The following is a 13022-nucleotide window of genomic DNA, read 5'->3' on the forward strand; positions in this document are numbered from 1 at the left end:
TTTCCCACTGACAGAGATTCCGCCATTAACTCTGCTGCAGCACCTCTGCTTCAGCTGTTGAGCGTTGCCTTCCAGCTGGCAGTCAGTTCCAGCGCACAGGTGTCCAGATTTGCAATGCCGTATGCATATTTATCTGCTTCATCCCGGAAGGCTGTGATGACATCTGCATTCTCAATGGATGGAACCATTGTTTCAAAATGCTTCAGGTTGCGAAACACGTAATCTCCGGCTTCCGCATCGTAGCTATTCAGCGTACCGCTATGCTTGAGGATCCTGCGGGCCTTGGCACTGACGGGAATTCCTTTCTCCGTGCCTTGGAGGAGAACCATATCCTTGTTATCGACCAGAAAATTCAACAGTTTTGCAGCTTCCTTCGGGTGGCTGGTGTGGTTGCTGATTGCGTACATCGTGGCTGGTTTTACATACCATCCGTAAAGGGCGTCGTGTTCGGAGATACGGGGAGGGCTGGCAAGAACCGGTGATGCACCGTTGGCCTGCAGCTGTGTACAGTAGTTATCGGCATCACTTGCCCAGATACCAACGCCCGCGCAAGTTCCGTTACTGAAATCCGTGTCGTTACTTTTGCCGCCCGTGCAAATCACTTGCCCGTCAAAGAGTTTCTTGTAAAATTTCAGCAGTTTTCCTGCCGCATCGGTTCCGCCAGTGTACTTTCCGTCCTGATCGAAAAGCGTCTGCCCTGTTTCCTGTTCATAGTGAGCGACAACAAAGAGAAAAAGATGTTTGTCACTCAGATGAAGCGGATAGCGGCCATCCTTCTGCATGACAGATGCTGCAGCAAACAGATCATCCCAGGTCTCAGGAACTTTCAAACCGTATTGATCCAGCATATCCTGATTGTAGTAGAAGACCACGGCGTTATAGGCAATCGGGACGGCATTCAGCACGCCGCCGGACATGCCATAACTCAGATCCTTTTTACTGTAGGCACTCAGATCGATGATATCGGAAAGCTTGTCCAGATCATAATAGCCTAAGCCATCGGCAGAGTACTCCCGGATCCAGTTAAAATTAATCTGCATGACATCAGGCTCCTTGCCTGAGAGCATGTACACGCGGTTGCGCCGTTCATAGCCGTTCCATACGCTGTATGAACAGTTCACCTCGACGTTCGGATGCTTTTTCTCAAACAGATCGACGCCCGCCAGGGTATACAGGTGTCTGTCGTCATTGCCCCACCAGCCGAAGGTGATGATGGTATTCTTCTTTGTGTCTGTGACGACGGTATGGGTTCCTGGTTTGTAGACAACAAAATAATAGTTAATGCCGAAGAAAATCAAGAGCAGTAAGATGCCGATGATAAAACGGCCTGCATTGTTTTTCTTCCTTGTTTTTTTCTTTCCTGACCTGATCATGACGCGCTGCTTTCCTTGTCATCAAAATGATCCTGGCTTTTTCCATTTTGCTTTCCTCTGTAGAGAAGCGTATCAGCCCTGCTGAAAACGGTGGAAAAATCCCTGTCGTTTTCGTGCACAATCGCAGTGCCACTGCAGAAGGAGAGGTTGTCGGCGGAATAATCTCTGCCAAGGCTCTCAGTGAAACGGTTCCGCAATGCCTTGATGTAAGTTTGAAGCTCTTTTCTGGCCCCTTCTTCATCCGCAATCTCCATGCAGCCGAAAACGCCGAACTCATCGCCGCCGAGCCTTCCAAGTATGAATTCTGACCCGAATGTGTCAGATAGGAGCCTCGAGAAACGGCGGAGAACGTCGTCGCCTTCCAGGTGGCCGTGATGGTCATTGATCGACTTGAAATGATCCATATCAAAGATGGAGAAACTCATCGTTCTGCCTTCAGGCTTTTCTTTCATAAAGGAATCTGCCATATGGTGAAATTCTTCACGATTGTACAGACCGGTCATGCGGTCGTGCTGTGCCTCTTCCTGCAGTGTATCAACATAATTGTTGGCGGTTATATTCATCCGGCTTGTTTCGAATACGCCGAAGATGAGGATGACGGCCACGACAGCCAGGATGACGAATATAGTACTCTCCATGAAACGGGTGTTGTCCTGAATAATCAGGCTCGCCGGTACCGTGCAGATAACACGCCATCCATTGCTGCATTCATCGGTTGTGATCAGCACCGTGTCCGCCATCACGCTGCCGTTCCTGAGGCTGCCAAGGTGTGAAACTGTAGACGCCGGAAGCTCTGAGCCGATTTTTCCGCCATCGTTGGAATAGAGGACCAGGTTGTCGCTGTTGACCAGAGACACCTCCATCCCATTCAGCTGTTCCGGGATCTGAAAGACTCCTTTCAGTTCACGGGAGTAGAAGGAGATCAGGATGATACCATGGCCGTTGTACTGTTCGAAGTAGTAGATGTGTTCAGTATCGCCGTTCAGTCCGAAAACCCAGGCATCGCGGTCACCTTCCTGTTCCAGAATCTTGCTGAAGGCATCATACATCCCGCCGTTCGCGTACATGTCCTTTGTGACCTTCGAGAGCGAGCCGATGACGTCGTCATTGCTGTAGATGACGGCAAAATCGGCGTAATTGTCCAGAAGACCCAGATCTGTGATGTTGTCGTTGATCTGATTGGATATCTGGAGCTTCGTATAGGCGTCAACGCTTTCATCTGAAGGGTCATAGGTATAACTGGTACTGTCGGAAAAAAGCAGTGCGGAGGCCTTTTCAACTTTGGTCAGATAAGAATCGATGTTCAGTTCCATCTGGCGGTTACTCGCGCTGACAAGACTTGCCGCGTTCTCCCGCATGAATATATTGGATCTTCCAGTGAGAAGGACAATGATATACAGCGTGATCACCAGGATCAGCGATGCGAAAAGGATGATAGTACGCAGCTGTATTTTTTTGAATTCGTTACCCATTTTTGAAAAGCAGAATCGTTCATAAAGGTTATCTGTTGAATATTACATCTAAATAAAATCAGACTATCACTCCATTATACATGTGTCAATTTTTTTGCTCTATTTAATCCTTTTCGCTTGCTCTCTCTCATTCTCAGAAAGCCTTCGATGGTGTACAATATGGGCGTTATGGCATAGGTTAGCACCCTTGACGAAGGACTGCAGGATATGAAGACACATGGTATGGATCAATATATTGTCTCTCACTTGGATGAGGCGCTTGAAAAAGGGTGGATCGTGCCTTTTTTTCAACCGATTGTCCGCACTATAACGAACAGTTTTGCCGGGGCTGAGGCACTTGCCCGCTGGATGGATCCGGAATACGGATGCCTGATGCCGGATATTTTTGTACCGGTACTGGAAAAAACCGGTCTGATCTACAGGATTGACTGTTTCATCCTGGAAGAAGCGGTAAAGGTGCAGCGGCAGCGGATCGATGCCGGTCTGCCCGTCGGACCCATTTCGGTCAATCTGTCACGACAGGATTTCGATAAGGTTGACATGGTTTCGTATGCGCAGGAGCTGACAGACAGGTATGGCATCCGCAAGGATCTGATTGCACTGGAGCTGACCGAAAGTCTGCTTGTCCAGGATAAGGATAAGATGACAACGGTCGTAAGGAAGCTCCGGTCGCCAGGCTTCCCGGTCTGGATGGATGATTTCGGGAGCGGGTACTCTTCCTTGATCTTTCTCAATGATTACACGCTGGATTTGATCAAGCTGGACATGGGTTTTCTGAAGTCGTTCACGAATACTTCGATGGAGATTATGCGAAGCACTGTCAGTATGGCCAAGAATCTCGGAATCCGTACATTGGCAGAAGGCGTGGAGACAGGGGAACATGTTCGCTTCCTGAAAGAAATCGGCTGCGACATGATGCAGGGCTATTATTTTTCAAGACCGCTCTCAAGGCGGGATATGGACAGCTACGTGCAGAGCATGAGCATGTCGGCGGAGCCGATTGAATGGAAGACGTTCTATGACCAGGCGGATACCTTCGTCGTGAACAGTGACACGCCCCGGGCAGTCATGGAGTATGACATCACACAGGATCATATTCATTATCTGTTCATTAACCGCAATGAGAAGGAGCAGCTGCGCGGCATCGGCCGCATGCACAGAGAGGATTCGGAATTTATCCTGAATCTCCGGAACAATCCGCTGCATGTCAGGTTGTTGGATTTTTATCAACATGCCATTCAGACCGGAGAGACGGTTACGATGTATGTTTCGGACAATTCCTGCTTTCTTCGCTTTATCGGGAGGATGATCGTGAAGCAGGGGGACCGGTGTGTATTCCTGATGTCGATCACCAACGTCACGGATGACCGGACGCAGAAGATCGGAGAGGTGCTGAACAAGTCGATCTCCGATATTATACTGTTGTTCGATGATGTGCACGTCCTGAATCCGGAGCAGGATACAGCGGACAACCTGATCAACAATTTCGGTATCGAGGGAGGCTTTGCGAACCACGACAAGCTTCGCAGAGGTCTTCGTCATTTCTGCCAACATATGATTTATCCGGAAGACCGGGATCGCTACCGGGCTTTTGCGGATCCCGATACGATGATTGACCGTATACGCCAGACTTCAGATGGCGTTCAGCGCGACTATTTCCGGGTCCTTCTTCCGGCAGAAGATGGGGAGAAGAACTATGTCTGGAAAGAGTTCAATCTTCTGATCATACCCGGATCGGAGAATAAGAGAGTGCTTTCCTGCATTAAAAACGCTGAACCAACTTACGATCTTCCATGGTTTCAGCCGGATATGCGATCTGCGCCGACCCCTCTGAATCAATCAAATTGATCAGGAACTTGAAGGAACGGGCTGATGCGGCGTTGTATGCGGATAAGAAACTCCAGGAAGCATGAAGGAGCCATCCTTTGCAGGGCATGATCATAAAAAATAACAAGGAGAACCGCATTATGGATGCTTCTGAAAATATAAAGGAGATTTCTGAACGTCTGAAAACGATTACAGATTCGGACACTTACCTGTCAAAGGATGATCCCCGACTGAAAGACGACTTTTATTATAGTATTCTCTATTTCGGGCTGGCAGCAGGACTCCTGCTTTGTATGCTTTCTTTTATCGGGGCGCTCGGCACAAGAGAGCTGTCATCAGGGGGATTCATCTTTCCGGGAGTCAACGGGACGCTTGTATACATCCTCATATTTTGTGTCAATTTTGTCTTTGTCTTGTTGTTTCACTTGGAGATCAGGCACTTCCGGATGAAGACAGATCGGAGACAAGGGGCAATATTCAGCTGTTTTGCAGGCATCAATATGGTTCTTGCCAGCCTGACTTTTTTTACCACCCAGAGGGGAAGCAGTTTTTTCTTTGAATACATCCTCGTTACTGTGATCACTTATCTGGTGCCGAATTCAGAGGTTCTCCCATTCGTATTCAAGACCCTCGTGAACATCCTTTCCATGGCAGTTGTCCTGGATGTTGTTCATCACCAGTTAGCCTGGCAGGATCTGGTCGATACGGTTCTGCTTTATATCATCTGCGGCCTTGTCAACTGGGTATGGTGGCGCATCTTTTACCGCTCGGAGGCGATCAAGTACTCCATCAGCGACCAGAGAAACCGGTTCTATGAAAAGAGCCGGACGGATGAATTGACCGGACTCCTCAACCGCTCTGCATTGAGAGAGGATTTTACGAAGTATCTGGATCAGCGGATCTGTGTTGCGCTGATCGATCTGGACTCTTTTAAAAAATATAATGATACCTATGGCCATGCCTATGGGGATCGTGTACTGAAGCAGGACAGTGCAAGCCTGATGGCGATTTTCCATGACGGGGAAGACCAGTGTTATCGGTATGGAGGGGATGAACTTCTGGTTCTGTCCCTGTGTCATGACTCCACGCTGTTTTACCGGAAGCTGTCGGAATTTCAGAGCGCATGCGAAGAAGGACAGGATGGGATCAAGGCCTCTGTCAGTATCGGGTACTATTGCGGGACGGCACATTCGGAAAAAGAGCTCCGGATACTGCTTAAAATCGCGGACAGCTATCTGTACCGTGCAAAGGGAGAGGGAAAAGGCAGGATAGCAGGCAACCTTTCTCCTGCGGAAAAGGAAGCGGTTCAGCTGATGGCAGAGCAGATGTCTGTTCAGGATACCCTCCGGAGCCTGGATGGGGCTGCTGAACTGTTTGACCACAATGGCCTTCCTGCGAAGGACTGGAGTATTGCCTATCTGAATATCAACCAGTATGCTGAACTGATTGATGAAGTCGGATACCAGGATGGCCGGAATGTGCTGGAGAAAATCAGCCGGATCATTCTGAACTATTTTCCAGGTGCGTCTCTCATCAACCGGGAGGTGGATCATTTTGTGCTGTACTCCACCGTCCCGGAAAAAGAATTTGAACATCGAATCCGGAATATACAGTCGGAAGCCTCAAGGGTAGAGACCAAGCGCAGGCTGATTCTTCGGGCAGGCATCTTTCATCATCACGCATCCGATGCGCCGATGGAATTTCTTGCAGGGATGTATAATGCAAAGTATGCATCTGATGCAGCAGATGATGTCACCAGAGGCAGTCAGTACTTCTGCATCTATGATGCGGAGATGAACCAGGAAAGAACCAAGGAATCATATGTCCATCATCACTTTCTTTCTGCTTTGAAACAGGGCTGTTTTGTTCCCTTCTATCAGCCGATCGTCGGATCGATGAGCGGGACGACCTGCGGATTTGAGGCGCTGAGCCGTTGGATCGACCCGGAAAAGGGACTCATTCCGCCCGGAGATTATATTCCGTATCTGGAAAAGATGAATGAAGTTTACCGGCTGGACCTCTGCCTGCTGGAGCAGGTCTGCAGAGATCTTGAAGCGAATAAAGACCACTTTCCGGAGAAACTGTTTGTCAATGTGAATCTGTCCCAGGTTGATTTTCAACTTGTCAATATACCGGAGGAGGTTGACAAAATCGTCTCCCGCTATCAGATTTCAAAAAACCAGATTCAGTTTGAAATCACGGAATCTGCTTTCGCAGACCAGGGACTCCTTCAGGATGCAGTCAGAAACCTGCGGACTCTGGGTTACGGTGTGTGGATGGATGATTTCGGGGTAGGCGAATCTTCCCTTTCATCCTTCCGGAATTACGATGTACAGGGAGTCAAGCTGGATCAGTCATTCTTTGCGGATTTTTCAAATCAGAAGACCCGTATTATTATCCGGAGTATTGTGGATCTCAGTCACGAGACAAACAGTATGATGATCGCGGAAGGGATCGAAACCTGGGAACAGCTCTGGTATGCGCGGCAGTGGGGCGTGAATTATATCCAGGGCTTCTACTTCAGCAAGCCGCTGCCGCTGAAGGAACTGCTGGCCAGTTCCTTTATCCGGAATCTGACGGATGACAGTACGGATCAGTTCTATCAGGCTGCGGCAGAAGTCAACCTTACGGATGTATATTCCAGGCATTATATCTCAAAAATGGGCGAGGCCATACGGATCTTCGGTGCGGTACTTGAGTGGACGCCGGACGGGAGGACGCTTTTTCTCCGGATGAATGATGAGATGCAGCAACTGGTTCGGGATTCTGTTGTGATCGAGGGGACAGACTGTGTCCTGAAGAAGAATTCCATCCTGACGGACGTGATCCGGAACGCGGTAGAACGGATCAGGAGCGGAGAGAAGGTATACGATTTTCAGGCGGAACTGAACCGGCAGAAACTTCACGGCCAGCTGTCCTGTTTGTCGGAAGACACGGAGCACGGAAGGCTTTCTTATGTACTGTATCTGGTAAACTTTGTTCTTAAGATGGCTTGAGAAGTATATTCAGATGGCAGATCAGGATATGTGCAGGTGGAAGAGCATCCACCATGCGTCCCGATAGCTGCAGAAGGAGGATGTGATGAAATATCATTCGACAGCAATCATTCTTTTGGCTGGGACGATTGCCTTCTCCTGGATGTGGAAAAGTCCAGAGAAAATCGTATGGGCGGACGCGGTTGAGACACCCTATGCCATCCATGGAAAACTCTCGGTAAACGGAACAGATCTGGTGGATCAGCAGGGGAATCTTTTCCAGCTGAAGGGGGTCAGCACACACGGTATTGCCTGGTTTCCCCAGTATGTCAATGAGGGGGCATTCCGGACGCTGCGGGACGACTGGAATGCCAACCTGGTTCGTCTGGCCGTGTACACGGATGAAAGTGGCGGCTATTGCACCGACGGAGACCGGACAAAGCTGGAGGAGACGATTGACACCGGCGTGAAGGCTGCGGCCGATCTTGGAATGTATGTGATCATTGACTGGCATGTCCTTCACGATCTGACTCCCCTGAAATATGAGGATCAGGCACTGGATTTTTTCAGCCGGATGTCGGAGAAGTATCAGGACAACGGACGGGTTCTCTACGAGATCTGCAATGAGCCGAACGGCGGAACAACCTGGGCGGAGATCAAGCAATACGCTGAGAAAGTAATTCCGGTCATCCGGGAGCACGCACCTGATGCTGTAATTCTGGTCGGTACGCCAAACTGGAGCCAGGATGTTGATCAGGCAGCGGAGGACCCGATCACGGAGGGCGGCAATCTCATGTATGATCTCCACTTCTACGCAGCAACGCATAAGGATGACCTCCGCCAGAAGCTTGTGGAGGCACATCAGGCAGGAACGCCGGTCTTTATCTCAGAGTTCAGCATCTGTGATGCGTCCGGCAATGGCTCCATCGACCTTGACTCTGCGCAGAAGTGGGAGGATCTGATCCAGGCATATCATCTGAGCTACGCTGGCTGGAGCCTCTGCAATAAGAACGAGGCGGCTTCCCTGCTGAAACCGGATGTTACAGAAGCAAATGGCGGATGGACAGACAAGGACCTGTCAGAGACCGGGATGTGGCTGAAGAAGATGATGACAGACTGAACGTACTGGATGAAAAAATATGTCCATCGATACATACGGAAATCTGAAATGAGAGACTAAAACACAAAATCCACAGGCTCATCTGGTCATGCGATCAGCTGCTGCGCGCTGATCGCGGCAGCAGCAGCCTGATTCTGGAGGGAAATGATGTTATCACCGGAGCACCGCTATATGGTGTTCCGGTTTTTATGGTATTTATCAGACGTGATCATTCTACTCCGTCATCCGGAAGGGGCGAAACATCGTTTTGATAAACTTTCCGGAAGAAGATCAGTGACAGAATGAAGGAAGCGATTTCCGCAATGAAGAAGCACCACCAGACGTTGTTGACGTTTCCGGTCTTTGCGAGAAGCCACGCGGACGGGATCAGGATGACAAGCTGCCTTCCAAGGGAGACAAAGAGAGAATAGAAGCTCTTTGAAAATGCCTGGAAGATGGAGCTCATAACGATACCCATAGCCGCTATCGGGAAATGGATGGCGATCGTCCGAAGCGCGACAACACCCATTTGTTTCATTTCCGGAGAAGCGCTGAAAAGATCGAGAAGTCTGTCGGGAATCACCTCGAAGGTGGCAGTTCCGCAGAGCATCACGCAGATCGCAAGCAGCATGGCAAATTTAAGGGCTTTGTTGATTCTCCGTTTGTGCTTGGCTCCGTAGTTGAAAGCCAGAATCGGGATCAGGCCGTTGTTAAGACCGAATACCGGCATGAAGAAGAAGCTCTGAAGTTTAAAATACACACCGAAAACAGCCGTCGCGGTTGTCGAGAAGGCGATCAGGATCAGATCCATCAGGTAGGTCATGACGGAACCGATGCTCATCATCAGGATCGACGGTACGCCGACAAAATAGATTCTGCCGATGATTTTTATATCCGGATGAAGAATAGCACCGGCGCTGATATGGATCTCGCGGTTTAATTTCAGGTTCATCAGAAAGCCAAGGACCGATGCGACGGTCTGACCGATGACCGTTGCGTATGCAGCACCGGCCACTCCGAGTTTCGGGCAGCCCAGCAGGCCGAAGATCATAACCGGATCAAGGAAAATATTGATGATCGCACCTGTAAGCTGCGAAATCATGCTCAACATGGTTCTTCCGGTGGACTGCATCAGCCGCTCAAAGGTGACCTGCATGAAGAGTCCGAAGGAGAGCGTCATCACAATACCGAGATAGGCATCGCCGTATTGAATAATATCCGCGGAGGATGTCTGACTCCTGATAAAGGGCCCCGTGATTGTCAGTCCGAGAATTGTGGAGACGACAAAGCTGAGGAAGGCCAGAAAGATGCCGTTGTTCGCCGCCTTGTCTGATTTGTCAAATTCTCTGGCACCGAGCGCCCGGGACAGCAGAGCGTTGATGCCGACGCCGGTGCCGGCCCCTACAGAGATCATGAGATTCTGCATGGGGAAAGCAAGCGTAACCGCTGTCAGTGCATTCTCGCTGATCTTCGCGACAAAGACGGAATCCACGATGTTGTAGAGAGCCTGCACCAGCATGGAAATCATCATGGGAACGGACATGTTGACGATCAGCTTCCGGATGGGCATGACACCCATCTTATTGCCAGTTTGAACATTCATCGTTGTTTGTTCCATAATGAAAAGTACTCCCTCTTTCTTTTTATCGGCGATCCAGTTTATGATTGATGGCACGGTCTTTTATTTTAACACAGAATATATGGAATACCCAGATGTTATAAATGAATTGAGATTTTTCAATTGCAAAAAAGAAGCTGAGTTGTAATCCGAGACGCCAGTTTTTAAGAAGAGATTCTTGATTCGCATCTTGATAAGTATATATTTATGTATATACTTAAAGTAACAGGAGGTGATAGGTATGGTAGAAACAGCAAAAGTATTTACAAACGGAGGGAGCCAGGCAGTCAGGCTTCCGAAAGATTTCAGGTTTGATACGGATGAAGTGGATGTGAACCGCATTGGAAAAATTGTGATACTCGTCCCAAAAGAAAACAGATGGGCAGGCCTGCTCCAGTCGCTTGATATGTTCACGGACGATTTCATGAAAGATGGCCGCGGGGATCTTAAGACAGAGGAGAGGGAAACATTATGACAATCAGGTTCATGCTCGATACCAACATGGTGATTTATATCATCAGGCATAAACCAGAATCTGTCCTCGAACACTTTCAGCAGTATGACCCGGCAGAGTTCTGTATCTCGGCGATCACGCTTGCAGAGATGCAGTATGGGGTCAACAAGAGCAGCAAACCGGAGAAAAACCAGCTGGCACTTGCCTCGTTCCTGTCCAACATTGCTGTGCTGCCGTTTGAAGCCGGTGCGGCTGTGGAATATGGCGATATCCGGTCAGAGCTTGAAAAGAAAGGCACACCAATCGGCTCCAATGACATGCTGATCGCCGCACACGCGAGGGCATTGGATCTGACTGTGGTGACAAATAATACAAAAGAGTTTGCAAGAGTGTCAGGATTGAAGCTCGATAACTGGGCATAAGGAGCCTGTAACAGAATCGTAAGAAGCAAAGGATCTGTGGACAAATTAAGGAGATTGATTGTACGGCAGCAATATTCATGATCTCCTCTGTGTAGTGAGAGTTCTTCCGCATGAGGCTGTCAAAATAGGCATCATTAATAAAGATTGCGGGTCTGCTGCTCATCAGGCATGTGAGTCCAGGAAGAATGAATGTCAATAGGGAGGTGAGCGGTGAATGAGGAGGAAGACAGCTCGTGGAGAAGAAAAGAGCCATCCGGAAGAACCGGATGGCTGGAAGTGAAAGCGTACGATGCCAGGAGCTTCAGATGCCAGAGGCTTCATTGGATGAGCATGGCATCCCCGAATGAGAAGAAGCGATAGCGCTCCTGGACAGCGATTTTGTAAGCGTTCAGGATATTTTCCCTGCCGGCAAGGGTGGAGACAAGCATGATCAGTGTCGATTCCGGCAGGTGGAAGTTCGTGATCAGCGCATCCATCACCTTGAATTTGTAGCCGGGGTATATGAAGATTCCCGTGTCCATCTCTCCGGAGCGGACAGTTCCGTCATCCTGCGCCATGGACTCCAGGGTCCGGCAGGAAGTCGTTCCAACGGCGATGATCCGTCCGCCGTTTTTCTTCGTGTCATTGATCAGCTTTGCCGTGGCTTCGTTGATCATGCAGTGCTCGACATGCATGTGATGCTCTTCAATGTTGTCGACCTTGACGGGGCGGAAGGTGCCGAGCCCGACGTGCAGCGTAAGCTGCGCGATGCCGACGCCCTTGTCCTGGATTTCTTTCAGCAGCTCTTTCGTGAAATGAAGCCCGGCTGTCGGCGCGGCCGCGGATCCATCGAACTTTGCGTACACTGTATTGTAGTAGGAGCGATCCTGAAGCGTATGGGTAATGTAGGGCGGGAGCGGCATCTGCCCGAGCTTGTCCAGAATCTCCTCGAAGATGCCATCATAGCTGAACCGGATATAGCGGTTGCCGTCCTCGACAATGTCCACAACCTCGCCGGTCAGAAGACCATCCCCGAACGATATCTTCGTCCCGACCTTGCACTTTTTCCCAGGACGGACCAGCGTCTCCCAGGTTGACTCACGGTCTTTGAGCTGCCTGAGCAGAAGAACCTCGATGCTGGCACCTGTATCAGCCTTCGTTCCGATCAGCCGCGCGGGAATCACCTTTGTGTTGTTGATGACAAGGCAGTCGCCCGGATTCAGGTAGTTGATGACATCCCGGAAGATATGGTGCTCCACCTCGCCGGTTTTCTTGTCCAGAACCATCAGCCGGGAAGCGGCGCGGTCCGTGAGCGGATCCTGCGCAATCAGTTCCTTCGGAAGGTCATAGTAAAAATCACTTGTCTTCAGCTGCATATATTCTCCCTTCACGGGACTTTCGTCCCGGACATCCTTTCAAATCCATCGCCGGCACAGTGACAGGCCGCGCGAACAACGTCTCGTGAATTCAATGAAAAGGGACGTGTCGCCACGTCCCCTTTGATCTCAACCCCCAGAATGCCGGTGCCCCACTTTTTGACTCCCTAGCTCATAAGCCAAGGTGGGTAACCGCAGCCGTACTTCAGCCTTCCTCTGCAAGGAGGCCTGACATCCGCACGGCAATCATAGGGAACCCTTTCACGTCAATGTAGGTTCAAAAATAGATGGAACTGCCGCACACCCCAGGATAAGATTTCTGTGTTTGCTGTGTTTGTCTGAGAACATTATGGCACTGGCTTTTTGAGATGTCAACCATGTCGGCAGCATCCGGAAAATGATTCTGGCGCAGATCAGCCGGGTGCTT

At 49.8% G+C, this 13022-nt stretch carries 9 protein-coding genes and 1 other RNA gene; 5 read left to right on the forward strand and 5 right to left on the reverse strand.

Features of this window, described 5'->3' with window-relative positions; genetic code table 11:
* Window positions 1–50: 50 nt before the first annotated feature.
* Window positions 51–1373 (reverse strand): ABC transporter substrate-binding protein, encoded by a 1323-nt coding sequence (locus tag ACTQ1N_RS00135; protein WP_441953439.1) that lies wholly within the window; start codon window positions 1371–1373, stop codon window positions 51–53.
* On the reverse strand, window positions 1370–2731 hold the full coding sequence (locus ACTQ1N_RS00140; protein ID WP_441953441.1) for a sensor domain-containing diguanylate cyclase: 1362 nt from the start codon (window positions 2729–2731) through the stop codon (window positions 1370–1372). Before ACTQ1N_RS00140 ends, ACTQ1N_RS00135 begins: the two co-directional genes overlap by 4 nt.
* Window positions 2732–3052: 321 nt before the next feature.
* On the opposite strand from ACTQ1N_RS00140, the gene ACTQ1N_RS00145 reads away from it, so the two are divergent.
* The 3 genes from ACTQ1N_RS00145 (at window position 3053) to ACTQ1N_RS00155 (ending at window position 8767) form a co-directional block, all read left to right on the forward strand.
* On the forward strand, window positions 3053–4693 hold the full coding sequence (locus ACTQ1N_RS00145; RefSeq protein ID WP_441953443.1) for an EAL domain-containing protein: 1641 nt from the start codon (window positions 3053–3055) through the stop codon (window positions 4691–4693).
* Window positions 4694–4812: 119 nt separating this feature from the next.
* Window positions 4813–7668: an EAL domain-containing protein gene (locus ACTQ1N_RS00150; RefSeq protein WP_441953445.1), complete on the forward strand. Its 2856-nt coding sequence runs from the start codon at window positions 4813–4815 to the stop codon at window positions 7666–7668.
* Between the two features lie 85 nt (window positions 7669–7753).
* Window positions 7754–8767 (forward strand): glycoside hydrolase family 5 protein, encoded by a 1014-nt coding sequence (locus tag ACTQ1N_RS00155; RefSeq protein ID WP_441953447.1) that lies wholly within the window; start codon window positions 7754–7756, stop codon window positions 8765–8767.
* 208 nt (window positions 8768–8975) lie between these two features.
* Here the strand turns inward: ACTQ1N_RS00155 and ACTQ1N_RS00160 are convergent, their stop codons facing one another.
* The gene (locus ACTQ1N_RS00160; protein WP_441953449.1) at window positions 8976–10364 is read right to left on the reverse strand and encodes an MATE family efflux transporter; all 1389 of its coding nucleotides are present in this window, start codon (window positions 10362–10364) and stop codon (window positions 8976–8978) included.
* A 241-nt stretch (window positions 10365–10605) separates the two neighbouring features.
* On the opposite strand from ACTQ1N_RS00160, the gene vapB reads away from it, so the two are divergent.
* Entirely contained in the window at window positions 10606–10839 is a 234-nt protein-coding gene (vapB, locus tag ACTQ1N_RS00165; RefSeq protein WP_441953451.1) for a type II toxin-antitoxin system antitoxin VapB, read from the forward strand.
* Between the two features lie 2 nt (window positions 10840–10841).
* Complete coding sequence (gene vapC / locus ACTQ1N_RS00170; RefSeq protein ID WP_441953819.1) at window positions 10842–11240, forward strand: type II toxin-antitoxin system tRNA(fMet)-specific endonuclease VapC; 399 nt, start codon at window positions 10842–10844, stop codon at window positions 11238–11240.
* Between the two features lie 317 nt (window positions 11241–11557).
* Here the strand turns inward: vapC and queA are convergent, their stop codons facing one another.
* Complete coding sequence (queA, locus tag ACTQ1N_RS00175; RefSeq protein WP_441953821.1) at window positions 11558–12589, reverse strand: tRNA preQ1(34) S-adenosylmethionine ribosyltransferase-isomerase QueA; 1032 nt, start codon at window positions 12587–12589, stop codon at window positions 11558–11560.
* Between the two features lie 135 nt (window positions 12590–12724).
* A non-coding RNA gene (ssrS, locus tag ACTQ1N_RS00180) (6S RNA) lies at window positions 12725–12910 on the reverse strand.
* Window positions 12911–13022 lie beyond the last annotated feature (112 nt).

The sequence above is a fragment of the Porcincola sp. LCP21S3_C12 genome (assembly GCF_052118625.1).
Lineage (GTDB): Bacteria > Bacillota > Clostridia > Lachnospirales > Lachnospiraceae > Porcincola.

What these genes read in the sequence shown, in the direction of transcription:
- ACTQ1N_RS00160 (WP_441953449.1), bottom strand. Translation starts at nt 10,364, where the DNA reads ATGGAACAAACAACGATGAATGTTCAAACTGGCAATAAGATGGGTGTC.
- ACTQ1N_RS00150 (WP_441953445.1), top strand. Translation starts at nt 4,813, where the DNA reads ATGGATGCTTCTGAAAATATAAAGGAGATTTCTGAACGTCTGAAAACG.
- ACTQ1N_RS00155 (WP_441953447.1), top strand. Translation starts at nt 7,754, where the DNA reads ATGAAATATCATTCGACAGCAATCATTCTTTTGGCTGGGACGATTGCC.
- vapB (WP_441953451.1), top strand. Translation starts at nt 10,606, where the DNA reads ATGGTAGAAACAGCAAAAGTATTTACAAACGGAGGGAGCCAGGCAGTC.
- ACTQ1N_RS00135 (WP_441953439.1), bottom strand. Translation starts at nt 1,373, where the DNA reads ATGATCAGGTCAGGAAAGAAAAAAACAAGGAAGAAAAACAATGCAGGC.
- ACTQ1N_RS00145 (WP_441953443.1), top strand. Translation starts at nt 3,053, where the DNA reads ATGAAGACACATGGTATGGATCAATATATTGTCTCTCACTTGGATGAG.
- ACTQ1N_RS00140 (WP_441953441.1), bottom strand. Translation starts at nt 2,731, where the DNA reads ATGCGGGAGAACGCGGCAAGTCTTGTCAGCGCGAGTAACCGCCAGATG.